Source organism: Psychrobacillus sp. FSL K6-2843 (assembly GCF_038626375.1).
Lineage (GTDB): Bacteria > Bacillota > Bacilli > Bacillales_A > Planococcaceae > Psychrobacillus > Psychrobacillus faecigallinarum.
In genome coordinates this window covers 2,343,675-2,365,371 of record NZ_CP152021.1, presented here as the reverse complement: position 1 = coordinate 2,365,371, position 21,697 = coordinate 2,343,675, and the positions used below count along the sequence as shown (strand labels likewise).

Genomic DNA, 21,697 nt, shown 5'->3' with positions numbered 1-21,697 from the left:
CTCAAGGAAGCAGCTTTGTTAATTGATAGAATATGGTTCAATTCGAATAACTGGTTTAGGAATCTTAATTTTTGGAAGAATTTTTTCAGGAAGTACTTTCTTTGAAGTATCATGAGTTGATGGATCATTCGGATCAAACTTTTCTAGAAATTGAATAACTTCCTTTACAATCGGAGTTGGTGTGGATGCACCAGCAGTAACCGCAACATGATTGACATTTTCTAGCCATTCCAATTTTAGGTCGGAAATATCACCAATTCGGTACGATGGTGTTCCTGCAATCTCCTCTGAAACTTGAGTGAGTCTGTTAGAGTTGTTGCTCATTGGGTCGCCAACCACAATAAGAAGCTCTGCTTTGCCAGCCTGTTCAGCAACTGCCTCTTGTCTTACTTGAGTGGCTAGACAAATTTCTTTGTGAACTTCAATGTTAGGGAATTTTTCTTTTAATTTATCCATCAAATGAACAACATCCCATTGAGACATTGTAGTTTGGTTCGTCACTAATAATTTCTCGTCAGGTAGGGATAGATTTTCAATGTCTTCAATTGTCTGCACTAAATGTACTTTACCTGGAGCAACTCCGATAGCGCCTTCTGGCTCGGGATGTCCTTTTTTCCCGATATAAATAATCTCAAAGCCCTCTGCTGTTTTTTCTTCGATTAAGTCATGGGTAACAGTAACATCAGGACAGGTGGCATCTATAGAAACTAAACCTTTTTTACGTGCCAGTTCTTTTACCTCTGGGGAAACACCGTGAGCAGTAAAGATAACGGTACCCTTCTCCACTTTGGATAGGATATCTAAACGATTTTCTCCATCCAGTGTAATAATTCCGTCTTGCTCAAAAGCATCGGTTACATGTTTGTTGTGAACAATCATTCCTAATATATAAATTGGCCGTGGAAGAGATGAGTCCATCGCAGCGTTACGTGCAATAACCATAGCATCCACCACACCATAACAATATCCTCTAGGCGAAATTTTTTGTACAATCATTTTTAAGAAACTCCCTTCAATACGAGCATACTCATATTATAACGGAGGTTAAGGTTGATTACAAAGTATTAAAACGGCGGCTGGAAGATTCGAGGTAGCGAGGCACCTCCAGTGGAAGCTACCGCGCTTGCTGCTCTTGCTACCGGGGCTGCAGCCGCCGCCGAAGCTGTAGTGGCTGCAGTTGCTGCTGCTCCTGCAGCAGGAGCAGCTGTGAAGCCTCGATAAAGTCTCAATAGTGCAGGTACATTCTGTATCATAGGTGCCCATTGTTTGACCATAGGTGTTAGTTGTTGAGCTGTATTAATAAACTTATCAGCAGTCTGCAAATAAGACATCGTTTTACTGCTTAGACCGCTAGCCCCTGCAGCAGCAGTTCCAGCGGCACCAGCAGCGCCAGCCGCTGCTGCGGCTTGCCCAAAGCCTTGTGGTCCTGGTCCAAAACCTCCGGGAGGACCACCTGGCGGTCCTCCCGCATTAAATCCTCCACGAGGAGGTCCTTGCCCAAACATGCCAGCTCCAGGGGGAGGACCCTGGCTAAAACCGCCTCCAGTAAGTGGAGCTGAAGAACCACCATTGCCTCCTTGGAAATGTCTTACTAAATTAGTAAGAGGTCCGCTCGCCGGTCCATTACTAGGTCCACTTGGAGCTTCACCGAAATTTTGTGGAGGAGGAGGGGCATTCTGGAAGGAATTTTGATTGCCAAAATTAGAAAAGTCATTCCCTCTTTGAGCGAATGGATAAAAAGATTCATAGCGCAATTTGTTTCATCTCCTTTCGAACATACAGACTATTCTATTCTATGCAAATTATCCGTTTTATGTACAATCGTGTTACAATAAAGATATGATAGGGAGGGACTCAAATGTCCAAATACACAGATTATAATTTTCAACCGTTTTTACAAGAAGCAATAAATAAATTAGGCTTCCAGGAACCAACACCAATTCAAAAAGAAATCATTCCTTTAGTATTAAAGGGGAAAAGTGCGATTGGTCAAGCACACACGGGGACTGGAAAGACTCATAGCTTCTTGATACCGATTGTTGAAAAAGTAAATGCTAGTAAACAAGAGGTACAAGCAATCATAACTTCTCCAACAAGAGAACTTGCAACTCAAATATATAAAGAGTTGAACAAGTTAATAGAGGGTACAGAGATTCAAACTAAGCTATTCATAGGAGGAACAGACAAGGCTCGTTCAATCGAAAAGTTAAAAACACAGCCACAAATAGTCGTTGGTACACCAGGTCGACTTCGTGATTTAACTGTTGAACAAGCGCTTTTAGTTCATACTGCAAATGTATTAGTAGTGGATGAAGCAGATTTAGCATTTGATTTAGGTTTTATAAACGAAATAGATCAGTTCGCATCACGTATGCCTGATCAATTAGAGATGTTTGTATTCTCTGCAACTATTCCAGAAAAACTACAACCATTCTTGAAAAAATATATGGACTCTCCTGTGCATATTAAAATAGGTGACAAACGCCCAGTAGCAGATGGTATTGACTTTACTGTTGTACCTGTACGTAGTAAATCTCGTAAAAAACGATTATTAGATGTTATTGAAGGTATCAATCCTTATTTGGCAATTATCTTTGCTAATACAAAGCAAAATGCCGATGAAGTTGCAAATTACTTACAAGGTAACGGCGTAAAAGTAGGCGTTGTACATGGAGATATCTCTCCTCGTGATCGTAAACGCGTGATGAAACAAATTCATGAATTAGAATATCAATATATAGTTGCAACAGACTTAGCAGCTCGTGGAATTGATATTCCTGGAGTAAGCCATGTCATCAATTATGAAATTCCAGAGGACTTAGAATTCTTTATTCACCGAGTTGGTAGAACGGCTCGCGCAGGGCTAACTGGGACAGCAATCACATTGTTTGAACCATCTGATGAGGATGCGTTAAACCGTATAGAAAAAATGGGCATTACATTTGAACACAAAGATGTAAGTAACGGTGAATGGACAGAGCTAAAAGAACGCCATGCGAGAAAGAATAGAACAAAAGTAGAAAATGAAATCGATGCTAAAGCGAAGGCGCTAGTCCGTAAACCTAAAAAAGTTAAACCAGGCTACAAGCGTAATATGAAATGGGAAATGGACAAAGTGAAGAAAAGAGAGCGTCGCATTAAAAACCGTAAGAAATAAGGAGGGACTTCCATGCTACTAGGATCACATGTTTCCATGAGTGGTAAAGAAATGCTTCTGGCATCTAGTAAAGAGGCAGCATCATACGGTGCAAACACATTTATGATATATACTGGAGCACCTCAAAACACACGTAGAAAACCAATTGAGGAATTAAATATTGAGGCTGGATTACAGCATATGAAGGAAAATGACATCTTTAATATTGTGGTTCATGCACCTTATATTATTAATTTAGGAAATACCACAAAGCCAGAAACATTTGCTTTAGGTGTAGAATTTCTCCAAAAAGAAGTGGAGCGTACTGCTGCGATAGGTGCAACACAAATTGTTCTTCACCCAGGAGCTCATGTAGGCGCTGGAGCTGAAGCAGGTATACAAAAAATTATAGAAGGCTTGAATGAAGTTTTGACAACTGAACACCCTGTCCAAATTGCATTAGAAACAATGGCAGGTAAGGGATCAGAGTGTGGAAGGACTTTTGAAGAGCTTGCTCAAATATTCGATGGTGTTACAAATAATCATCGATTGTCAGTTTGTATGGATACATGCCATATACATGATGCTGGCTATGACGTAGTAAATGATTTTGATGGTGTATTAAATCAGTTTGACAAACTTATTGGAATTGACCGTTTAAAAGTGTTGCACATTAATGATAGTAAGAACGTTTGTGGAGCAGCTAAAGACCGTCATGAAAATATTGGATTTGGTGAAATTGGATTTGAGGCACTTCAATATGTTGTGCATCATCCACAGCTTACAGAAATACCTAAAATACTAGAGACGCCTTTTGTTGGTGTAGATGCTAAATCGAAAAAAGCTCCTTATAAAATGGAGATTGAGATGCTTCGTTCTAAATTATTTGACCCTAAGGCATTAGAATTACTTACTGTGTAATATTTAAATTGTCTGGCACCTTCTCTTTTCAACGAAAAGAGGAGGGGCCTTTTTCTTTTAACTGCTCATAAAGAGTAATAGCGCGCTTTTCACCTAAAATTTGAATCAGTTTTTGCTGGATGGCATTAGGTACTCCTAATACTAGCCAAGTTATAGAAATTTCTTGAAGCAAAGGATGAACTCCCTCTATTTCTTTATCCGACAGCTTCACGTCAAAACCTTTTAGGATTTGTTTAAATTCTTTTTTAGTACAGTTTTGTAGTTGAATTATAAACTTCCCAATATCCATATGAACATCCTTTCAAGCAATTTTATTTACACAATACGATTTATCCTCTATACTTTATCATTGTAAATCGTAATCATTCTGAATTAGAATAGAGGAAACAAAGTGTCCTTACCATTAATCAAATTACATAATATTTCTTATAAATACGAACAAACACAAGCGTTAATCGATATTAACTTAGTCATTGAGGAAGGAGATTTCCTAGCCATTATTGGTCCTAACGGTTCTGGAAAGTCCACACTTCTAAAGATTATGCTAGGACTGTTAAAGCCAACAGATGGAGAGGTATTCCTATTTGGAAAGCCTGCTCATAAATTTAAAGAGAGAGAATGGATAGGCTACGTATCTCAAAAGTCGAATTCGTTTAATACGGGCTTTCCTGCCACAGTAAGTGAAGTGGTTAGAAGCGGAATTGTTAAACAAACAGGTCTTTTTAAGCGTTTCCCTAAGAATATTAAACTTCAAGTTCGACAAGCATTAAAGGCAGTAGGAATGGAAGATTTCGCTGATAAAAATATAGGAGAGCTTTCTGGTGGCCAGCAACAGAGAGTATTCATCGCAAGAGCAATGATTAGTAATCCTAAGATATTAATATTAGATGAGCCTACAGTTGGAATTGACAGCAAAAATGTTCGTTCATTTTATAATATGTTAGTACACTTGAATCGTGAACATAATATTACTGTCATACTAGTTACCCATGATGTTGACGCCGTTTCAACTAGCATCAGTCATGTGGCATGTCTAAATCAAAGAATGCACTTCCATGGTTTTAAAAAAGACATGGAATTGATGAGTGAAGAACAATTGGAAGCATGGTACGGTCATTCGGTCCGTAAAGTTGAGCACCAAGGTGAGGTACAGTCATGATAGAATCTATTTTTCAATACGAATTTCTTCAAAATGCATTTGTTTCGGGGTTGATTATTGGAATTATTGCTCCTCTGTTGGGCGTGTTCATCGTTGTAAGAAGGCTATCACTGATAGCAGATGCATTGAGCCACGTGACCCTTGCAGGGATAGCAGGTAGTCTTTACTTAAGCCAATCGATTGGGGCACTAGCGCTACTTAATCCATTATATTTAGGAATAGTTGCTTCGGTTACGGGCTCACTTTTTATCGAAAGGCTGCGTCGTCTATATAAACATTATGAAGAATTGGCAATTCCCATCATTATGTCAGCAGGCTTGGGTTTTGGTGCTATATTTATTTCTTTAGCTGAGGGATTCAGTTCAGATTTGTTTAGTTACTTATTTGGTTCCGTATCTGCCGTCAGCAGACAAGATTTATGGATAGTTATTAGCATTTCAATTGTTGTGGTATTATTTTTAGGGCTATTTTTTAAAGAACTTTTTGTTTTATCATTCGACGAAGAATATGCAAAGGCTTCAGGTCTTCCTGCTAAATGGATCCATATGCTTTTCATGGTGGTAACAGCTCTAGTGATTGCTGCATCTATGAGAATTGTCGGTATATTACTTGTTTCTTCGCTTATGACACTGCCTGTGGCAGCAGCAATGAGAATATCCAAAAGCTTTAAGCAGGCTCTTATTCTATCTGTAATTTTTGGCGAACTAGCTGTTGTCATTGGACTAGTAAGCGCGTTTTATTTGGACTTAGCCCCAGGTGGAACTATTGTCGTTACTTCTATTATTATCTTGCTTCTAGCTATCTTAGCTAAAAAGGTGGGAAGAAAAGGAGCGGTTGCAACATGAACATAGAAAAAGCATGGGATCTTTTAAAAAAAGAAGGCTTTAAGAAAACCGATAAGCGAGAACAGATTCTCGATATTTTTTCTAAAACAAGTAAGTATATTACAGCTAGAGATATATTAGATGTCATGATGGAGGAACACCCGGGTATGAGCTACGATACAATTTACCGTAATCTTAATACTTTCGTAGAGCTTGGTATTTTAGAAGAAACAGAGCTGGCAGGGGAAAAGAACTTTCGAATGCAATGTGAAGTAGATCATCATCATCACCATTTTATTTGTTTAAAATGTGGCAACATTAAAGAAATCAATTTTTGCCCAATGGAAGTGCTTCAAAATAGTATACCGGGGTATGAGATAGAAAATCATAAATTTGAGATTTACGGAAACTGTCCAGAATGTCATTGAGAAGTGTAAGCCTTTAATGGTTTACACTTTTTTTGTTGCCAGGGGATTGTAGTAAATTTCTTAAATGGAGCACGGATTGTCGTAAAACCTTCTCGAGAGAAGGGACATGCAGGGGATTGTAGTAAATTTCCGTAGGATTGTCGTAAAATAGAGACCTATTGTAGTAATCGGAGCTCGGATTGTCGTAAAACTCTTTGAGAGAAAGCGTAGTCAGGAAAAGAATGGGGAGTGAAGAATTTAAGCCACTATTATTTGCTGCTTGTTGTGGCTTATTTCCTTCTCAAGTATGTGTCCACGATTGTTAGTTTCATTTATCTTAAAAGGTTTTAGCTACTAATTCCCACAGAAGTGTTTTCGTACTCGCTATTAGTTAATGCCTTATAGATGAAATCCGCAACATCTGCTCTAGATATAGATCGCCCTGAATTAGGAACACTTGAAGTAGATTCTTTATAATTACCAGTAAATGCTTTATCTGTTAGTCCCATTGGTCTAACAATTGTATAAGTTAAATCATTCGATTTAATGTAATCAATTGCATTTTTATGGTCGGCTAACACATTACCCAGCATTTTCATCATCATTTTGCCCATTATCCCTGGTATTTCATTTTCCACACCTGCAGAGGCAGTATAAATAATTCGTTTCACATTATTCGCAACCATTCCATCAGCTACATTTTTTATCATATTTTCTAGTTGAGTAGATTTTTTCATCCCAGTAGTGGATCCTAAACATGAAATAACTGCTTCCTTGCCACTTATAGCTTCCTCGACAGCTTTCTTGTCAAAAGCGTCACCTTGAATAATAGTCAGATTTTCATGCTCCATCGCTAGTTTAGAAGGGGTCCGTATGTATGCTGTGACAGAGTGACCCTTTTCTAATGCTAATTTAGTAAATTGTTTGCCTACACCGCCACTTGCTCCGAATATAATAATATCCATGTCTGTTTCCTCTTTTCTAATGTTTTGTATTACTTAGCCTATAATCAGGAAACACCTATGTCCGATTACAAGTAAGTTTGTATTGTTTAAGTAACATTTCAATTGAAGCTTGAAAATACTATTCAAAAAAGGGATAACCCTTAACAGGTTACCCCTTTTCATATTACTTAATAGCCATCGAAAATTCTTTTTCGATCCAATTATTTGCTTCAATCCAGTTATTCACTCGAATGACGCCCTTAGGAGCGGGTTGTTGATTATATGGAGTGTTGAACAATAAAACTGGAATATCTAGCTCTTCATTAATTTCTACAGCATTGTCATGCTTGTCTTCAAAGAATACATGTACGCCATGTTTTCTGGCAGTTTCTATTTTGTTGTGAGTACCGATCAATTCGATATGATCATATAGTAGCTCTTGCTCTTTAAACCAGTTTAAAGTTACGTCCATGACGTTTTCTCCACGAGCAGAGATAAAGTATAGCTCATACTTTTCCTTCCAAGCAGATAAAACTGCTTTAGCATCTGCTTGAATAGGGGAGGTAGCGTAGATTACTGACTCAGACGACTTAAACCATTCATAAAATTCCTTTTGGTCTACTTCAAATGCCTTTGTTAAATCGTACTCTTTAATATCCTCTAACTGTAAATTACATTTAAAAGCATCATTTATATGTGGAAGCAAAGAAGTAGGACAAGTGACTGTCCCATCTATATCTATGCCGAATCGTACATTCGTCATTGTATCTCTCCTTACGCTTGTTGTGTTTCAGCATCCTTTTGTTGTTTATCTAGCTCTTGTTGTGCAAAATACTCAGCAGCAATTTTATCAATTTCGATTTTTAGCTCTTCAACCATTGTTTCCTCGGGAACTTTACGAACAGTTTTACCTTTCCGGAACAAAAGACCTTCTCCTCGTGCACCTGCAATACCTATGTCAGCCTCACGAGCCTCACCAGGTCCGTTTACTGCACATCCTAATACTGCTACTTTAATAGGTGCCTTAATATGAGAAATGTATTCTTCTACTTCATTTGCAATAGAAATTAGGTCTATTTCGATTCGTCCACAAGTCGGACATGATATAAGTGTTGCAGCGTTAGAAGAAAGACCGAATACTTTTAAAAGCTCTCTTGCAACCTTTACTTCTTCAACTGGATCTGCACTTAAAGATACACGCATTGTGTTACCAATACCCATCGCTAGAAGTGTTCCAAGGCCAGCAGCACTTTTAATAGAACCTGCAAACAATGTACCTGACTCAGTGATTCCTAAGTGAAGTGGGTAGTCAAATGCTTCAGAAGCCTTGCGGTAAGCTTCAATTGCTAAGCTAACATCAGAAGCCTTCATCGAAACAATAATGTCATGAAAATCTAAGTCTTCTAGAATTTTTATATGGTGAAGAGCACTTTCTACCATACCATCTGCTGTAGGATAGCCATACTTCTCTAGAATTTTTCTTTCTAGAGAACCAGCATTAACACCGATTCGGATTGGAATACCTTTTGCTTTAGCCGCATTTACTACAGCTTCTACTTTTTCCTTGCGCCCAATGTTACCTGGGTTAATACGAATTTTATCAGCACCTTGTTCGATAGCGATTAGCGCTAATTTATAATCAAAATGGATGTCCACTACTAATGGAATATTAATACGTTTTTTTATCTCGCCGATCGAATAAGCGGCACGTTCATCTGGACAAGCTACACGAACGATTTGACAACCAGCTTCCTCTAGGCGTAAAATTTCCGCCACAGTTGCTTCTACATCATGTGTTTTAGTTGTAGTCATACTTTGGATAAAAAGCTCGTTACTGCCACCTATAGTCAAGTTTCCAACTCGCACAGGACGAGTTTTGGAACGATGAATTATTTCACTCATGAAATTCTCTCCTTCTTGAGGCTTTATGCCGTCACTATCCACCATTTTATCAGTCTTTCAAATGAATTGACAAGGAAGAAACCTCTAATTTTCTTTTTTACAGTTTGTTTGCGATGTATAAACAGGTAAAAGTACTTTTTCTCCTACATGGAATGACTGGTTTTTTAAATGAGGATTTAGCTCATAAAAATCATTTAAACGTTTAGTAAATGAAATATCTTCACTAGTAGGATAAATCGCAAATAAAGAATAGATAGTTTCCCCAGGCATAATCTCTGCAACAATATAGTTAGGAGATTCAATGCACTTCTCCATTTGTATCTCACTCGAATATGCTAATGGGATAGTTCCCTCAAACAAATCTACCTTAATAATATAAAACGAAACAAGTAACGCGATGGTTGCTAAAAATAGTTTCATTAAAAATCCCCCCTAACGAACTCTATGTCGCAGGAGGGAACATTATGCATTATCTCTTGATAGGATAATATTTTAAAGACATAAATAAATAGACAAACGTAATGACATAGATTACTAATTGAAAATAATCATTAGACCATTGCAGTAATGCAAAAAGGATGGAAAGCAACATTGGAACAGTGCTGGCAAATAGAGTCGTTCTCCATAAATGACGATATTCGCCACGTCGTTTTAATAAATGAAGTATTAGGGTACCTATATAGGCAAAGATACTAATACGGACAAATATCAACATAGTATTTAATACAAACAAAAATATAAAAGCGAACGGATAGATCAACCATTGAATATCCGCAAAATATTCAATAAGTCCCTCAACATTTTGTTGTTGTTCTGAAATACCATTTATAAATCCGTAAAAGGAGAAAGCTGTCATTAGAAATACATAGATGAATATGTATTGCATAACCTTTCCAATAGGTATAAGTCGAAATGCCGCAATTTTTTTAGGGCTATGTAAGCTTGCTTTAAATAATTGATATAGATTCATAGATATCACCCTTCCTACTTCATAATATCATCTTCAGAATGAAGAAAACAAAGTAATTTATTTGCTTTGTTAAGATATTGTAAAGAATGGTGAGTATGTGTTTACATAAGCTTAATAATTTCATCATAATAGAAATGTATTAATTTTCCGAAATAGGAGTTGAGCACATCGTGGAATTGAACTGGCAACAAATGCTATTTGAATTTTTTGGGGGACTAGGTATATTTTTGTTCGCCATTAAGTATATGGGTGACGGTTTACAAAAAGCAGCAGGAGAACGGTTAAGAGATATATTAGATCGCTATACTACCAATCCTTTTATGGGGGTTTTAGTTGGTATTATTGTAACCGTATTAATTCAATCTAGTTCAGGTACAACTGTTATTACTGTTGGACTAGTAAGTGCAGGGTTTATGAAGCTGCGACAAGCAATTGGTGTTATTATGGGTGCTAACATAGGAACAACCATTACTGCATTCATCATTGGTTTTGATGTAGGTGGCTATGCACTTCCAATTATGGCTGTAGGAGCTTTTTTAATCTTCTTTTTTAAGAAACATGTTGTACAAAATGTTGGGGAAGTCATTTTTGGATTTGGGGGATTATTTCTAGGTCTTGAATTAATGAGTGGAGGCATGCAGCCTTTAAGAGAGTTAGAGGCGTTTACAGATTTTACACTGGCGATGAGTGACCATCCATTCCTTGGTTTATTGTCAGGAACAATATTTACTCTAATAGTTCAAAGTTCAAGTGCCACCGTTGCTATTCTTCAAGGGCTTTATGCAGAAAATCTACTATCTCTCCAAGGTGCCTTACCAGTTCTTTTCGGGGATAATATAGGAACTACTATTACAGCGATTCTCGCATCTTTAGGTGCTTCTGTTGCTGCAAAGAGAGCTGCAGCGACCCATGTTTTGTTTAATGTAGTAGGTTCAGTAATTTTTATACTTTTATTAATACCGTTTACTATATATATTGAATGGATATCTGGTGTTCTTGATTTAGAGAGTAAAATGCAAATAGCCTTTGCACATGGTTCATTTAACGTGGCAAATACGATTATACAGTTCCCATTAATAGGCGCTTGGGCATATTTAGTAACTAAGTTAATACCGGGAGACGATGTTTCCATTGAATATAAACCAAAACATTTAGATGTTAATTTTATCGAACAGTCACCATCTATCGCAATTGGGCAGGCTAAAGAAGAAATCTTGCGGATGGGCGCTCTAAGTGTTCAAGGTTTAGAGAATACATACGCTTATTTAAAAACAAAAAACAAACGAAATTCTGATCTAGCTTATCAAATAGAGGATGCATTAAATAATTTAGATCAAAAAATTACAGATTATTTAGTGAAAATCTCTTCTCAGCCATTGTCCGATCAAGATTCTGGAAGACATAATATGCTTATGGATACGGTAAGGGATATAGAAAGAATCGGAGACCACTTCGAAAATATTTTGGAGCTAATCGATTATCAAGAGGTTCATCGAATTATTTTAACGGAAGATGCATTGGAAGATGTATCGGAAATGTTTGAACTGACTATACAAACAGTCGAAAAAGCGATAGAGGCTTTGAACACTAACGACGATAAACTTGCGACTGAAGTAGCTGAACAAGAAAATGTTATAGATAAAATGGAAAGACAATATAGAAAAAATCATATTTTACGTGTAAATGAAGGGAAATGCTCGGGTCAAGCTGGTATAATGTTCGTAGACATTTTAAGTAATTTAGAGCGGATCGGAGACCATGCATGTAATGTGGCCGAGGCCGTATTAGGGAGACGTGTATGATAGAGATTATTGGTTGGATTTTAGTTATAGCTAGTTTTATAATAGCTTTTGTTGGTACTTTTTATCCTATTATTCCTTCAGTAGTTTTTATGCTATTGGGTTATATCTTGTATGGATTGTTTTTCTCTTTCAACGAATTGACTTGGCTATTCTGGGCTATTCAAATATTATTTGTTGTTCTTTTGTTTGGAGCAGATATGGCAGCGAACGCATTTGGAGTTAAAAAGTTCGGAGGAACGAAGGCGGGAGTTTGGGGGAGTACAATTGGATTGTTGTTTGGACCATTCGTTATCCCAGTTGCTGGTATAATTATCGGACCCTTCCTGGGAGCTGTTATCGCAGAACTAATAGTGACAAGAGAAGGATTTAAACAAGCGACCAAATCTGGAATAGGTTCTTTAATCGGTTTCCTAACATCCTCTGTTGCTAAAATAGTAATTTTAACAATTATGATTGTAATTTTTGTTTTCTTTATTTAACTCAGTCAAAAGTAGGAGAAAAATTTAGTCTTTTTTATTTGAACGTTTGTTCATATTTTGATACGCTAATAAATGGATAGAAAATTACTATATTATTTCTTAGGAGGAAACTATAATGGCTTACGAATTACCACAATTACCTTACGCTTACGATGCACTTGAACCACATATCGACAAAGAAACGATGAATATTCATCATACGAAACACCACAATACTTATGTAACTAACTTAAACAATGCAGTTGCAGGAAAAGCTGATTTGGAAAACAAATCTGTTGAAGAACTTATTGCTAACATTGATGCTCTTCCAGAAGACATCAAAACTGCAGTGCGTAACAATGGTGGTGGGCATGCTAACCACTCACTATTCTGGCAACTTCTTTCTCCAAACGGCGGAGGAACTCCAACTGGCGAACTAGCTCAAGCAATCGATGCTAAATTCGGTAGCTTTGACGCTTTCAAAGAAGAGTTTGCGAAAGCAGCTACAACTCGTTTCGGTTCAGGCTGGGCTTGGTTATCTGTAGCAAACGGAGAATTAGAAATTTCTTCAACTGCTAACCAAGACTCTCCAATCATGGAAGGTAAAACTCCATTATTAGGTTTAGATGTATGGGAGCATGCATACTACTTAAATTATCAAAACCGTCGTCCTGATTACATTTCTTCTTTCTGGAATGTTGTAAACTGGGATGAAGTTTCAAAACGCTATTCAGCTGCAAAATAATTTTTCCTGCAATAGGAATATATTTTATAAAATGAAACTTAGCACACACTTTTTCGTCTAAAAGTGTGTGCTTTTTATGTTACAATAAAATAAGATAAAATTATTCAACAAGTAGGTGAAATCATGCGAAAAACAACTAAAAAACGTGCACAGAGTATGAAGGCGAAACAAAGAGCAAATCTAACTTTTCGTATGAACATTCTTTTCTTTTCTATTTTTTTACTTTTTACAATTTTAATATTAAGACTGGGCTTCCTTCAAATTGTAAAAGGGGAGAACTATGCACGTGATCTAGAGCGGACCGAGGAAGTAGCTGTTAATACAAGCGTTCCCCGTGGACGATTATATGATAGTGAAGGACGAATATTAGTTGATAATAAGCCTCAAAAGGTAATAACTTATACTAAGATGCAGACAACTACTTCTGCGGATATGTTAAAAACCGCTAAAAAATTGAGCAAGTTAATTGAAAAAGATACGAAAAATATTACAAAAAGCGATCGACAAGACTATTGGTTGCAAAAGAATGACGAAGAAGCTAAAAAACTTGTGACAGATAAAGAAAGACAGGAAATAGAAAATAACGAAGAGTTAACGAAGGCTGAAAAGAATAGAGCAATCGACCGTCTTCAACGTAGTAAGCTTACGGAAGAACAGCTTAATTCCTTTACACCTGAGGAAGAGGAAATTATTGCTATCTATAGAGAAATGGCTACCGGCTACGCATTATCCCCTCAAATTATTAAAGGTGACGAAATGAATAAAGAGGAAGGAGATATACTCGAGGTCACAGCGGAAGAATTTGCAAGAGTTTCTGAGCGTCTAGGTGAGGCGGATATGACAGGTGTAAATACGACAACTGACTGGAGACGAGTAAAAAACTCCACTTTAGCTGTTTTGGGAAGCGTTTCTTCCCCGAAAAAAGGACTTCCTAATGAGCGCCTGAATTATTTCCTATCTAGAGACTACACTCGTAATGATCGTGTAGGTACTTCCTATATAGAACAACAGTATGAAGAAGTACTGCAAGGGCAAAAATCTGTTGTAAAAAATATTACAGATGGTAAAGGTCGAGTAATGGATGTAGAAACAGTATACGAAGGAAAGCCCGGAAATGAGCTTGTTCTAACTACAGATAGTCAAGTTCAACTAGAAATGGAAGCTATTGTAGAGAAACAGTTGCTTCAAATGAAAAACAATAGGGGAACGGATTATTTAACCAGTGCTTTTTTAATCATATTAGATCCTTATACTGGTGATGTTCTATCTTTAGTTGGGAAGAAATTAGAAAAAGAAAATGGCAAATGGGTAGCTAATGATTATGCATATGGAGCTTTTAAAACAGGCTATGAGCTTGGCTCCACAGTAAAGCCGGCTACCGTATTGACTGCATATAGAGAAAATGCAATTGAAGTTGGGGAGTATTTAGTCGATGAACCTATTCGAATAAAGGGTTCGAGTCCTAAAAGTTCTGTATTTAATAGAAACGGCAGAATCCGATTAAATGATTTAACGGCATTGGAACGATCCTCCAACGTGTACATGTTTAAAATTGCGTATGCATTGGCAGGTAAGACGTATCAGCCAAACCAACCGATTTATTTTGGAGAGGATGCATTTTTGAAAATGCGTAATGGATATGCGCAGATGGGATTGGGAGTTCCAACTGGGATAGATTTACCAGGAGAATCCACTGGTTTTATCGGTCAAAATGAATCTGGTAAATTACTAGATTTAAGTATCGGACAATATGATACTTATACTCCTTTGCAATTAGCTCAATATACTGCAACTATTGCTAATGGCGGTACACGTATACAGCCACATATCGTGAAGGAAATTAGAGAGCCTTCTGAGGATGGGGTAACTCTTGGTAAGTTAGTGAAGGAAATAACTCCTACAGTTTTAAATGTGATAGATAATTCTCAGGAAGAGATTAACCAAGTCCGAAAAGGGATGCAAAGAGTTTACTTTGGAGACAAGGGTACAGGTAGAGGAGCTTTTGGAAGTGCTCCATTCACTGCTGCAGGTAAAACAGGGACTGCTCAATCGTATTATAAAGATAGTACAATGGAGAAATCAGTGCAAACAGTTAACTTAACTCATATTGGCTTCGCCCCATATGATAATCCTGAAATTGCTTATGCGATTGTAGTGCCTCAAGCATTCACTGAATCCACCTATAAAACAAATTATACAAGTGCGATGGCAAGAGAAGTTGTAGATACTTACTTTGATATTCAGAAGAAAAAGAACGAATTAGAAACTAATGATTCTACTTCTACACCTTCTATAAAACCTGCCTTTACAAATGATCAAATCGATGAAAGTGATGAAAAAAATAAAACAGATGAAGAATAATGAAAACTGATCCTAGATGGAAAATCAGACAAAGTACCCCGAGAGTTCGCCTCTCGGGGTACTTTGTCTATTTTTGAAGTTATTTAAGTCAAGTACTCTTGAATTTTATGTGCGGTACTTCTGTATCCAAAATGAATCTTCAAAAAAGCTACACGCCATATTTATTTTAATCTCTTTTATTGTTTATTGCTTCGTAAGTATGCCAATACATATTGAATAATAGTCACTTTAAATAACAAACCGGGTTCAACACTTGGTCTCTCAATAGCAGAGTAAAGATGCTTAAAACTTTCGATATATCTATAGTGATTCTTCCATAAGAAGTAGAAATACGAAGTTGATTAATAACTATAATTTAAACTTAATTCTCTAAAAATTATCTAATTTTAATTTACAAAATATTTACACTACCTTTATACAGACTCAATATCAAAGCCTTAAAGTAAAACTTGTAAGACAGAAAACATACTTTAGGGGGATTTACCTGATGAAAAGCTGGAAGTACTTATTAATGACAACTATGGTAGGATCAGCACTTGCTCTAGGGGCTTGTGGAACAGATTCAACAGAAGAGGCAGAAACGGATACAGAATCCGCATCCTCAGCATCGAAAGATTCTCAAGAAGAAGCTGTCTTAGAAGGAAAAGTTTCTGGAGATGGATCTAGTACAGTAGCACCTATACTGGAAGCAGTAGTTGAAGAATATTCAACAGAGCAATCAAAAGTACAAGTAACAGTCGGGGTATCAGGTACTGGTGGAGGCTTTGAGAAATTCATAGCTGGAGATACAGACTTCTCCAATGCATCGCGCCCTATAAAAGAAGAGGAAAAGCAAAAATTAGATGAAGCAGGAGTAGAATTCACGGAGTTCCAAATTGCATATGACGGTTTATCGTTAGTAGTTAACAAAGACAATGATTGGGTTGACTCTTTAACAATAGAAGAATTGAAGAAAATGTGGATTGAAGATGGAACAGAGAAAAAATGGTCTGATATCAATCCGGAGTGGCCAGATGAAAAAATTGTTTTCTATTCACCAGGCACAGACTCTGGTACTTATGACTATTTTGACGAAGTAGTATTAGATGAGGCAGATTTAGTGAAATCTGCACAACTTTCAGAGGATGATAATGTGCTGGTTCAAGGCGTTCAAGGAGATAAAAATGCAATTGCTTTCTTTGGATATGCTTATTACCTAGCCAACCAAGATACTTTAAAGGTTGTTAAAGTGGAAGGTATTGAACCAACAAACGAAACAATTGAATCAGGTGAATATTCTCCGTTATCTCGTCCATTATTTGTTTATGCTAAAAATAGTGCAATCAAGGAAAATCCAGCATTTTATGATTTCATGAAATACACGATTGAAAAAGCAGGAGAAATGGCAGAAGCAGTAGGTTACGTAAGCCTACCTGAAGAAGAATATGAAAAAGGCTTGGCAGATTTAGAAGCTCTTAAATAAACAGAAGATTTTCATGGAGAAAGACATGAGTAGCTTCCGGCTACTCTTTTCTTTCGTTTGGTAAAAGGGGGATATACAGTGGTACAAAAAAAGATGATGGATGGCACATCAGTTCAAGATCTAATTGCAAAATCTAACAAGAAAAGATCGAAAAAGTTAATAGAGAAGGTTATACCAATAGGTCTTATGCTAATTGCATCGGTCTCTGTCCTTACAACGTTTGGAATCATTCTAACCTTAGTTGTAGAAACTAGTATTTTCTTTTCTAAAGTACCAATAACCGACTTTTTATTAGGTACAGAATGGTTTCCATTTGCTAATACAGAGCAAGTATTCGGAATTCTCCCTTTAATAGCTGGAACTTTAAAGGTAGCATGTATTGCAGGGATTGTAGCTGTGCCCTTTGGTATTGGATCAGCTATTTTCTTAAGTGAATATGCCAGTGATCGTACAAGAAGAATTATCAAACCCATCTTAGAAGTGTTAGCTGGTATTCCAACCATTGTTTATGGTTTTTTTGCTTTAACATTTGTAACACCACTTTTACAACAGCTTATACCAGATTTAAAAATCTTTAATGCTTTAAGCCCTGGAATTGTCGTTGGAATTATGATTCTGCCAATGATTGCGTCCTTATCAGAGGATGCGATGTCTTCTGTTCCAAAGTCAATCCGAGAAGGGGCCCTGGCGATGGGCTCTACAAAATTGGAGGTTTCCTTGCGCGTTGTATTGCCCGCAGCATTATCTGGAATTATAGCCTCTATCGTGCTTGCACTGTCTAGAGCAATCGGTGAAACGATGATTGTATCTTTAGCAGGTGGGTCTACACCAAAGTTTGATTGGAATGTAACCGAATCTATTCAAACAATGACAGCCTATATTGTTCAAGTTTCCTCGGGTGATGCTGGCTATGGAACAACCATCTATTATTCCATTTACGCAGTGGGCTTCACATTGTTCTTATTTACACTTTTCATGAACTACTTAGCTCACGTTATTTCGAAAAAGTTTCGGGAGGAATATTAAATGAGATACGTGGATCATGAGTCAGTGATTAAGAGAATGACAGGAAGACTAACATTAAATAGAATTTTTAAGTTTATCTTTTTTTTAGCTACTATGTTTGCGTTATTAGCATTAGGTATATTATTTTATCGAATAATCTCACAAGGCATTGGATATATAACCCCTGAATTTTTCAATAATTTTGGCTCTCGTTTTCCTGAAAAAGCTGGTATAAAGGCGGCTTTAGTTGGTTCTATTTGGTTAATGTGTGTGGTTGCTCCAGTTTCCTTAATATTAGGAGTAGGGACAGCAATCTATCTTGAGGAATACGCAAAGAAAAACAAATGGAATGATTTTATTCGAATGAATATATCCAATTTAGCTGGAGTTCCTTCTGTAGTTTTTGGTCTACTCGGTTTAACAATTTTCGTCCGTGCGTTGGCATTAGGAAATAGTATCTTGGCAGCAGGATTTACAATGAGTTTACTAATATTACCGGTCATTATCGTTGCTTCACAGGAGGCAATTCGTGCAGTTCCAACAGAGGTAAGAGAAGCTTCCTATGGAATGGGAGCAACCAAATGGCAAACCATTTTAAAAATAGTTCTTCCTTCAGCCATTCCTGGCATTCTAACAGGAGCAATATTAGCATTGTCTCGTGCAGTTGGAGAAACAGCTCCTTTAGTAGTAATTGGAGTTCCTGTAATTATCCACTTTCTTCCTGATGGAGTAATGAGTCAGTTCACTGCACTTCCTATGCAGATTTATGATTGGGCTAAAAGACCACAGTTAGATTTTCAATATGTAGCTTCTGCAGGGATTTTAGTATTAATGATGTTTTTATTGATCATGAACTCAATAGCAATCTTTATAAGGAACAAATTCCAAAAACGTTATTAGGGGGACTCTTAAATGCTTAAAACTAAAACGACCAAACATACAACGAATCATTCAATATCTAAAATTGTATACGATACACAAGGACTAAATTTATGGTATGGTACTCATCATGCTTTAAAAAATATAAACCTTCAGATTCATGAAAACGAAGTAACAGCTATTATTGGACCTTCAGGCTGTGGTAAATCTACGTATATTAAAACGTTGAATAGAATGGTAGAATTAGTACCAACAGTAAAAACATCCGGACATATTATATATAGAGATAGAAACATCCTTGACGCAGGCTATGGAGTAGAGGAATTGAGAACAAGGGTAGGTATGGTTTTTCAAAAGCCTAATCCTTTTCCAAAGTCCATCTATGACAATATCGCCTATGGTCCAAGAATCCACGGCATTAAAAACAAGAAATTACTAGATGAAATTGTAGAAAAGAGTCTTCGTGGAGCAGCTATATGGGATGAGGTAAAGGACCGATTAAATACGAATGCATATAGTTTGTCAGGTGGCCAACAGCAAAGAATTTGTATTGCTCGTTGTCTAGCGATTGAACCTGACGTAATACTAATGGATGAACCTACATCTGCGCTTGATCCTATCTCTACATTAAAGGTAGAGGAGCTAATCCAGGAGTTAAAAAAGGATTATTCTATTATCATCGTGACACACAATATGCAACAAGCAGCTAGAATTTCTGATAAAACGGCATTTTTCTTAAATGGAGAAGTAATTGAGTTTGACAAAACGGATGTTATCTTTTCAACTCCGGAGGATAAAAGAACAGAGGATTATATTTCAGGACGTTTCGGATAAAAGAAAGGGGTCAAATGATTATGGTAGGAAGAGAGAAGTTTGATGCGGAACTTAAACATGTCCAGCAGCTTTTGTTAGAAATGAGTAATACGGCTATTCAAACGATTGACAAAGCGATGGATTATTTGCTGGCTAATGATATTGAAGGCGCATTAACCATTATAAATAATGACATCCATATTAACCGTATGGAAGAAGAAATTAATGATCGAGTAATTTTATTGATTGCAAAGCAACAGCCAGTAGCTACAGACTTACGAAGACTTATGGTGTTGGTGAAGATTGCAGCCGATATGGAACGTATTGGGGACTATGCAGTTAATATTGCAAAAGAAACCATACGCATAGGAAAAGATGAGCATATAGCTCCTATTCATCTGTTAGATGAGATGCGAGTAAAAACTATCTCGATGTTAGAACAAACCTTAACAGCTTTTATCAAAGAAGATATGGAAGAGGCAAAAGCCATCGCTAAGCTAGATGATGAAGTTGATGAAATGTATGGGCACGCGATTAAAACCTTATTAGCAGTAGGAGTAAACGAACCAGCTCATCTTAGTCAAGTGACACAGCTCTCCTTTGTGTGTCGTTACTTAGAAAGATCCGCGGATCATGCTACTAACATGGCAGAACGTCTTTTATATTTATTAAAAGGAAGACATTACGAGTTAAACAACTAATCAGACGTTTTATAATAAGAAGTAAGGTAGGCATCCCATTTATAGGATGTCTACCTTTTAGTTTGTTATCAGCTCAGTTATTTGCTTGATGGTCATTTTGGAATCCACTTCATACGTTCCTATTTGAATTCGTGAAGACAATCCTTGGTCAACAATATAATTTTCAAAATCCATTTTATTTTGAATAACTCCTGCTTCTTCTAATACTAAACTAATATCAGAAGAGGTCATACCAGACTTTATAGCTAAGCTAAAAGCATTAACAGTAGGGGAGGAAACTTCTTGTTTGCTTACCTCTGTTTCATTCTGTTTAGGTTGTTCCTTTTGAGCATTGTTTAAATTGAGCTGCAGCTGGGCAAGTTGTTTTTTTACCTCAGACAGCTCTTGTTGTGATTGTTTATATGCTTGTGCGTCGCCTGCTGAAGAAATATCTTCATTAGATAATCTGTGCTCTAATTGTATAATTGTGCCTGCTAGGAATAATCCGATACCTAAAAAGCGTATGGCTGTTTTTTTCATTAGCGTGTACCACCAATCACAGATTTAACTTCTTCAACTGTCAAAGAGGAGCGGCTACTAATGTCCTTTAAAGAATACCCCTGTTTATGTAGTTCTAACACCTGGTTTTTAATGATTGCATGAACTACTGGTTTTGTAGCAACATTTTTTTTAGGTGCTGTCTTTATTGGATCAATTAGCAATTCCTCTTCGATTACCTTTAATCTACGTTTTAGAGCGCTCGTTTCTTGATAGAGAGTAAAAGAAAGATCCTCGACCTCGGCCTCCACTTTTTTTGAACCATCTTTGATAAAGAAAGAAAGTGCCATTAAAATTATTCCAATGATTATTATAATGATAGAAAAGTCCATAATTTTCACCTCAAATTTAAATATCCTGTACTCATACTACCATATCCTAAAAAACTTTAAACAAATTCTTCTATAATATTGTAGATTTTCTTCAATTGTGTGCTATAATTGGTTAGTCGTATAAATCATGCTCAAGTTTTATATTTAATCCTGGCAAAGAGTGGGAGGGACAACCATGCGCGTTAATATTACATTAGCTTGTACAGATTGCGGAGAGCGCAACTATATTTCTAAGAAAAACAAGCGTAACAATCCAGAACGTCTTGAACTTAAAAAATATTGCTCTCGTGAAAAGAAAATGACTCTTCATAGAGAAACTAAATAATAACCTAAACCAAA

The 21,697-nt window shown here is 36.8% G+C and carries 25 protein-coding genes; 15 read left to right on the top strand and 10 right to left on the bottom strand.

Annotation, left to right across the window (positions count from 1 at the left end; translation table 11 throughout):
• Nucleotides 1-18 precede the first annotated feature (18 nt).
• Both MKY94_RS11990 and vrrA read right to left on the bottom strand, forming a co-directional pair.
• The gene (locus MKY94_RS11990) at nt 19-996 is read right to left on the bottom strand and encodes a 4-hydroxy-3-methylbut-2-enyl diphosphate reductase (protein WP_151109431.1); all 978 of its coding nucleotides are present in this window, start codon (nt 994-996) and stop codon (nt 19-21) included.
• A gap of 68 nt (nt 997-1,064) precedes the next feature.
• The gene (gene vrrA, locus MKY94_RS11985) at nt 1,065-1,754 is read right to left on the bottom strand and encodes a VrrA/YqfQ family protein (protein ID WP_342577107.1); all 690 of its coding nucleotides are present in this window, start codon (nt 1,752-1,754) and stop codon (nt 1,065-1,067) included.
• 104 nt (nt 1,755-1,858) lie between these two features.
• On the opposite strand from vrrA, the gene MKY94_RS11980 reads away from it, so the two are divergent.
• Both MKY94_RS11980 and MKY94_RS11975 read left to right on the top strand, forming a co-directional pair.
• Nucleotides 1,859-3,157, top strand: a complete 1,299-nt coding sequence (locus tag MKY94_RS11980) for a DEAD/DEAH box helicase (protein ID WP_144535912.1) — start codon at nt 1,859-1,861, stop codon at nt 3,155-3,157.
• Between the two features lie 12 nt (nt 3,158-3,169).
• Nucleotides 3,170-4,057, top strand: coding sequence for a deoxyribonuclease IV (locus MKY94_RS11975; RefSeq protein ID WP_151109435.1), 888 nt, complete (start codon nt 3,170-3,172; stop codon nt 4,055-4,057).
• A 28-nt stretch (nt 4,058-4,085) separates the two neighbouring features.
• On the opposite strand, the gene MKY94_RS11970 is transcribed toward MKY94_RS11975, so the two are convergent.
• Nucleotides 4,086-4,346, bottom strand: a complete 261-nt coding sequence (locus tag MKY94_RS11970; protein ID WP_144535916.1) for a hypothetical protein — start codon at nt 4,344-4,346, stop codon at nt 4,086-4,088.
• A gap of 102 nt (nt 4,347-4,448) precedes the next feature.
• Between MKY94_RS11970 and MKY94_RS11965 the strand changes: the two genes are divergently transcribed.
• Genes MKY94_RS11965 through MKY94_RS11955 form a run of 3 tightly spaced genes read left to right on the top strand, consistent with a single transcriptional unit; the run spans nt 4,449 to nt 6,468 of the window.
• Nucleotides 4,449-5,216 carry a metal ABC transporter ATP-binding protein gene (locus tag MKY94_RS11965; protein ID WP_151109437.1) on the top strand — a complete coding sequence of 256 codons (768 nt, stop codon included), beginning with the start codon at nt 4,449-4,451 and terminating at the stop codon, nt 5,214-5,216.
• A complete protein-coding gene (locus MKY94_RS11960) occupies nt 5,213-6,061 on the top strand; it encodes a metal ABC transporter permease (RefSeq protein WP_342577106.1) in 849 nt (282 codons plus the stop codon). The genes MKY94_RS11965 and MKY94_RS11960 overlap by 4 nt, the downstream gene beginning before the upstream one ends.
• Nucleotides 6,058-6,468 (top strand): Fur family transcriptional regulator, encoded by a 411-nt coding sequence (locus MKY94_RS11955; protein ID WP_144535922.1) that lies wholly within the window; start codon nt 6,058-6,060, stop codon nt 6,466-6,468. Before MKY94_RS11960 ends, MKY94_RS11955 begins: the two co-directional genes overlap by 4 nt.
• A 326-nt stretch (nt 6,469-6,794) precedes the next feature.
• Here the strand turns inward: MKY94_RS11955 and MKY94_RS11950 are convergent, their stop codons facing one another.
• The 5 genes from MKY94_RS11950 to MKY94_RS11930 form a co-directional block, all read right to left on the bottom strand.
• On the bottom strand, nt 6,795-7,412 hold the full coding sequence (locus tag MKY94_RS11950) for an NAD(P)-binding oxidoreductase (RefSeq protein ID WP_342577105.1): 618 nt from the start codon (nt 7,410-7,412) through the stop codon (nt 6,795-6,797).
• Between the two features lie 163 nt (nt 7,413-7,575).
• Complete coding sequence (locus tag MKY94_RS11945; RefSeq protein ID WP_154310650.1) at nt 7,576-8,154, bottom strand: hypothetical protein; 579 nt, start codon at nt 8,152-8,154, stop codon at nt 7,576-7,578.
• An 11-nt stretch (nt 8,155-8,165) separates the two neighbouring features.
• Nucleotides 8,166-9,293, bottom strand: a complete 1,128-nt coding sequence (ispG, locus tag MKY94_RS11940) for a flavodoxin-dependent (E)-4-hydroxy-3-methylbut-2-enyl-diphosphate synthase (RefSeq protein WP_144535927.1) — start codon at nt 9,291-9,293, stop codon at nt 8,166-8,168.
• A gap of 84 nt (nt 9,294-9,377) precedes the next feature.
• A complete protein-coding gene (locus MKY94_RS11935; protein ID WP_144535929.1) occupies nt 9,378-9,713 on the bottom strand; it encodes a hypothetical protein in 336 nt (111 codons plus the stop codon).
• A 49-nt stretch (nt 9,714-9,762) separates the two neighbouring features.
• Nucleotides 9,763-10,263: a DUF1189 family protein gene (locus MKY94_RS11930; RefSeq protein ID WP_154310652.1), complete on the bottom strand. Its 501-nt coding sequence runs from the start codon at nt 10,261-10,263 to the stop codon at nt 9,763-9,765.
• Between the two features lie 170 nt (nt 10,264-10,433).
• Between MKY94_RS11930 and MKY94_RS11925 the strand changes: the two genes are divergently transcribed.
• The 9 genes from MKY94_RS11925 (at nt 10,434) to phoU (ending at nt 20,489) form a co-directional block, all read left to right on the top strand.
• Nucleotides 10,434-12,065 carry a Na/Pi cotransporter family protein gene (locus MKY94_RS11925; RefSeq protein WP_154310653.1) on the top strand — a complete coding sequence of 544 codons (1,632 nt, stop codon included), beginning with the start codon at nt 10,434-10,436 and terminating at the stop codon, nt 12,063-12,065.
• Entirely contained in the window at nt 12,065-12,544 is a 480-nt protein-coding gene (locus MKY94_RS11920) for a DUF456 family protein (RefSeq protein ID WP_144537147.1), read from the top strand. The genes MKY94_RS11925 and MKY94_RS11920 overlap by 1 nt, the downstream gene beginning before the upstream one ends.
• A gap of 115 nt (nt 12,545-12,659) precedes the next feature.
• Nucleotides 12,660-13,268, top strand: a complete 609-nt coding sequence (locus MKY94_RS11915; RefSeq protein ID WP_144535934.1) for a superoxide dismutase — start codon at nt 12,660-12,662, stop codon at nt 13,266-13,268.
• 123 nt (nt 13,269-13,391) lie between these two features.
• Nucleotides 13,392-15,629: a penicillin-binding protein 2 gene (locus tag MKY94_RS11910; RefSeq protein WP_144535936.1), complete on the top strand. Its 2,238-nt coding sequence runs from the start codon at nt 13,392-13,394 to the stop codon at nt 15,627-15,629.
• 487 nt (nt 15,630-16,116) lie between these two features.
• Nucleotides 16,117-17,091 carry a PstS family phosphate ABC transporter substrate-binding protein gene (locus MKY94_RS11905; RefSeq protein ID WP_154310654.1) on the top strand — a complete coding sequence of 325 codons (975 nt, stop codon included), beginning with the start codon at nt 16,117-16,119 and terminating at the stop codon, nt 17,089-17,091.
• Nucleotides 17,092-17,184: 93 nt separating this feature from the next.
• Nucleotides 17,185-18,117 carry a phosphate ABC transporter permease subunit PstC gene (pstC, locus tag MKY94_RS11900; RefSeq protein WP_151113636.1) on the top strand — a complete coding sequence of 311 codons (933 nt, stop codon included), beginning with the start codon at nt 17,185-17,187 and terminating at the stop codon, nt 18,115-18,117.
• Entirely contained in the window at nt 18,118-18,996 is an 879-nt protein-coding gene (pstA, locus tag MKY94_RS11895) for a phosphate ABC transporter permease PstA (RefSeq protein ID WP_144535939.1), read from the top strand.
• A 12-nt stretch (nt 18,997-19,008) separates the two neighbouring features.
• Entirely contained in the window at nt 19,009-19,809 is an 801-nt protein-coding gene (pstB, locus tag MKY94_RS11890) for a phosphate ABC transporter ATP-binding protein PstB (protein ID WP_144535941.1), read from the top strand.
• 20 nt (nt 19,810-19,829) lie between these two features.
• Nucleotides 19,830-20,489 carry a phosphate signaling complex protein PhoU gene (gene phoU, locus MKY94_RS11885; RefSeq protein ID WP_154310655.1) on the top strand — a complete coding sequence of 220 codons (660 nt, stop codon included), beginning with the start codon at nt 19,830-19,832 and terminating at the stop codon, nt 20,487-20,489.
• A 57-nt stretch (nt 20,490-20,546) separates the two neighbouring features.
• Here the strand turns inward: phoU and MKY94_RS11880 are convergent, their stop codons facing one another.
• Complete coding sequence (locus tag MKY94_RS11880) at nt 20,547-21,008, bottom strand: endolytic transglycosylase MltG (RefSeq protein ID WP_144535945.1); 462 nt, start codon at nt 21,006-21,008, stop codon at nt 20,547-20,549.
• The gene (locus tag MKY94_RS11875; protein WP_144535947.1) at nt 21,008-21,358 is read right to left on the bottom strand and encodes a hypothetical protein; all 351 of its coding nucleotides are present in this window, start codon (nt 21,356-21,358) and stop codon (nt 21,008-21,010) included. The genes MKY94_RS11880 and MKY94_RS11875 overlap by 1 nt, the downstream gene beginning before the upstream one ends.
• A gap of 175 nt (nt 21,359-21,533) precedes the next feature.
• Between MKY94_RS11875 and rpmG the strand changes: the two genes are divergently transcribed.
• Entirely contained in the window at nt 21,534-21,683 is a 150-nt protein-coding gene (gene rpmG / locus MKY94_RS11870) for a 50S ribosomal protein L33 (RefSeq protein ID WP_053588882.1), read from the top strand.
• The last annotated feature ends 14 nt before the right edge of the window (nt 21,684-21,697 follow it).

Coding starts and splice junctions, on each gene's coding strand:
- MKY94_RS11990 (WP_151109431.1), bottom strand. CDS start 996: ATGATTGTACAAAAAATTTCGCCTAGAGGATATTGTTATGGTGTGGTG.
- MKY94_RS11980 (WP_144535912.1), top strand. CDS start 1,859: ATGTCCAAATACACAGATTATAATTTTCAACCGTTTTTACAAGAAGCA.
- MKY94_RS11975 (WP_151109435.1), top strand. CDS start 3,170: ATGCTACTAGGATCACATGTTTCCATGAGTGGTAAAGAAATGCTTCTG.
- MKY94_RS11970 (WP_144535916.1), bottom strand. CDS start 4,346: ATGGATATTGGGAAGTTTATAATTCAACTACAAAACTGTACTAAAAAA.
- MKY94_RS11960 (WP_342577106.1), top strand. CDS start 5,213: ATGATAGAATCTATTTTTCAATACGAATTTCTTCAAAATGCATTTGTT.
- MKY94_RS11955 (WP_144535922.1), top strand. CDS start 6,058: ATGAACATAGAAAAAGCATGGGATCTTTTAAAAAAAGAAGGCTTTAAG.
- MKY94_RS11950 (WP_342577105.1), bottom strand. CDS start 7,412: ATGGATATTATTATATTCGGAGCAAGTGGCGGTGTAGGCAAACAATTT.
- MKY94_RS11945 (WP_154310650.1), bottom strand. CDS start 8,154: ATGACGAATGTACGATTCGGCATAGATATAGATGGGACAGTCACTTGT.
- ispG (WP_144535927.1), bottom strand. CDS start 9,293: ATGAGTGAAATAATTCATCGTTCCAAAACTCGTCCTGTGCGAGTTGGA.
- MKY94_RS11935 (WP_144535929.1), bottom strand. CDS start 9,713: ATGAAACTATTTTTAGCAACCATCGCGTTACTTGTTTCGTTTTATATT.
- MKY94_RS11930 (WP_154310652.1), bottom strand. CDS start 10,263: ATGAATCTATATCAATTATTTAAAGCAAGCTTACATAGCCCTAAAAAA.
- MKY94_RS11915 (WP_144535934.1), top strand. CDS start 12,660: ATGGCTTACGAATTACCACAATTACCTTACGCTTACGATGCACTTGAA.
- MKY94_RS11910 (WP_144535936.1), top strand. CDS start 13,392: ATGCGAAAAACAACTAAAAAACGTGCACAGAGTATGAAGGCGAAACAA.
- MKY94_RS11905 (WP_154310654.1), top strand. CDS start 16,117: ATGAAAAGCTGGAAGTACTTATTAATGACAACTATGGTAGGATCAGCA.
- pstC (WP_151113636.1), top strand. CDS start 17,185: ATGATGGATGGCACATCAGTTCAAGATCTAATTGCAAAATCTAACAAG.
- pstA (WP_144535939.1), top strand. CDS start 18,118: ATGAGATACGTGGATCATGAGTCAGTGATTAAGAGAATGACAGGAAGA.
- pstB (WP_144535941.1), top strand. CDS start 19,009: ATGCTTAAAACTAAAACGACCAAACATACAACGAATCATTCAATATCT.
- phoU (WP_154310655.1), top strand. CDS start 19,830: ATGGTAGGAAGAGAGAAGTTTGATGCGGAACTTAAACATGTCCAGCAG.
- MKY94_RS11880 (WP_144535945.1), bottom strand. CDS start 21,008: ATGAAAAAAACAGCCATACGCTTTTTAGGTATCGGATTATTCCTAGCA.
- MKY94_RS11875 (WP_144535947.1), bottom strand. CDS start 21,358: ATGGACTTTTCTATCATTATAATAATCATTGGAATAATTTTAATGGCA.
- rpmG (WP_053588882.1), top strand. CDS start 21,534: ATGCGCGTTAATATTACATTAGCTTGTACAGATTGCGGAGAGCGCAAC.